This window comes from Flavobacterium facile (genome assembly GCF_036321945.1).
Classification (GTDB): Bacteria; Bacteroidota; Bacteroidia; order Flavobacteriales; family Flavobacteriaceae; genus Flavobacterium; species Flavobacterium facile.
On record NZ_JAZAYT010000006.1, the window covers coordinates 1 to 1,647 of the forward strand.

Consider the following 1,647-nt stretch of genomic DNA (forward strand, 5'->3'; position numbering starts at 1 on the left):
CCACAAGCATCAGTAGCCGTTGCAGTAGCAAAACTTGGTACGGCTGGACAATTGATAGTTGAGATTGCAGGAAGCGGCGCTATAACTGGTGCAGTAACATCTTGCACATTTATAGTTTGCGAAGCGGTTGAAGTATTATTACAATTATCTTTCGCAGTCCAAGTTCTAGTAATAGAATATTTTAAAGGACATGCTGTACTTGCTGTAGTTACATCTTCAAAAGTTAAAGTCACAGGTCCGCCACAAGCATCAGTAGCCGTTACAGTAGCAAAACTTGGTACGGCTGGACAATTGATAGTTGAGATTGCAGGAAGCGGCGCTATAACTGGTGCAGTAACATCTTGCACATTTATAGTTTGCGAAGCTGTTGAAGTATTATTACAATTATCTTTCGCAGTCCAAGTTCGGGTAATAGAGTATTTTAAAGGACATGCTGTACTTGCTGTAGTTACATCTTCAAAAGTTAGAGTTACAGGTCCGCCACAAGCATCAGTAGCCGTTGCAGTAGCAAAATTTGGTACGGCTGGACAATTAATAGTTGAGATTGCAGGAAGCGGCGCTATAACTGGTGCAGTAACATCTTGTACATTTATAGTTTGCGAAGCAGTTGCTGAGTAACAAGAATTACTAGCAGTCCAAGTTCTAGTAATAGAATATTTTAAAGGACATGCTGTACTTGTTGTAGTTACATCTACAAATGTTAATGAAGTGCTTAAGCAACCATTTGTAATTGTTGGTGTCGTAAAATTAGGGGTTGCTGGACAGTTAATTGTTGTTGGACTTGGTAGTGCTGATAATATAGGAGCACATGGAACACAATAATTAGGAGTTGTTACATTTTGAAATGTTGCAATACAACTTGAATTTAAATAGTCAAGTCTAGATGTGCTAACAATATTATCTCCACAAATATTTGGTTTTGGTGTTAATCGATATTTTAAAGTAATTGTTTCAGTATTAAGAAAATCGATATTCCAATCAATTACTTGTCCGGTTTGCACAAATGTTCCTTTAGATACAGAAATAGATCCTGCAACAATGTTGAAGTTATTATTTACGGTTTCTTTATTAAATGCGGTTCCAGGAATTTGTGCTACAACCCAGGAAATTTGATTCAGTATTTGTGCGTAAATTCCGGTTAAGTTTGCAGCGCTTTCAGTAAAGAAAGCCCCACCTGATTGGATATTATTTAAACAGTATGTTGCATTTGTTTGATCAGTTCCAGATATTCCTCCAAACAAACCAACAGAAAAAATTTGGTTATTATATACAACACTTGAAACTGTAGTAGTTTTTGCATTTGTAGCTGCAGTAATTGCACTTTGAATACAAGTACCACCAGTACCTCCAGAACATGATGAACCACTTGGACCTGTTCTATTTGCAACACCATCTGTCAAAAGAATAATACTTCTAGAGGTGTTGCAATTAAAACTACCATGAGCAGTTAATTCATTATCGGCTTTTACAATTCCGTCTTGAATATTTGTTGCTCCATTTGCATTCAAACCATTTACAATTGGCGGATTCAAGACCTTAACGCAACAAGGTCAGTTAATATTGTTCTAATCAAAATTAGTATTTTCTTTTCATTTTGTCTAATTTCAGAATAACTTTTTTGGTCTTTTTAATTGACCAAAAGTTATT

1 protein-coding gene is annotated in these 1,647 nt (G+C 35.9%); it reads right to left on the bottom strand.

The genetic code is table 11. The features are described 5' to 3' along the window. A partial coding sequence (locus tag UEQ13_RS00030; RefSeq protein WP_456237514.1) for an HYR-like domain-containing protein occupies positions 1 to 1,532 on the bottom strand: 1,532 nt, incomplete at its 3' end. Positions 1,533 to 1,647: the final 115 nt, after the last annotated feature.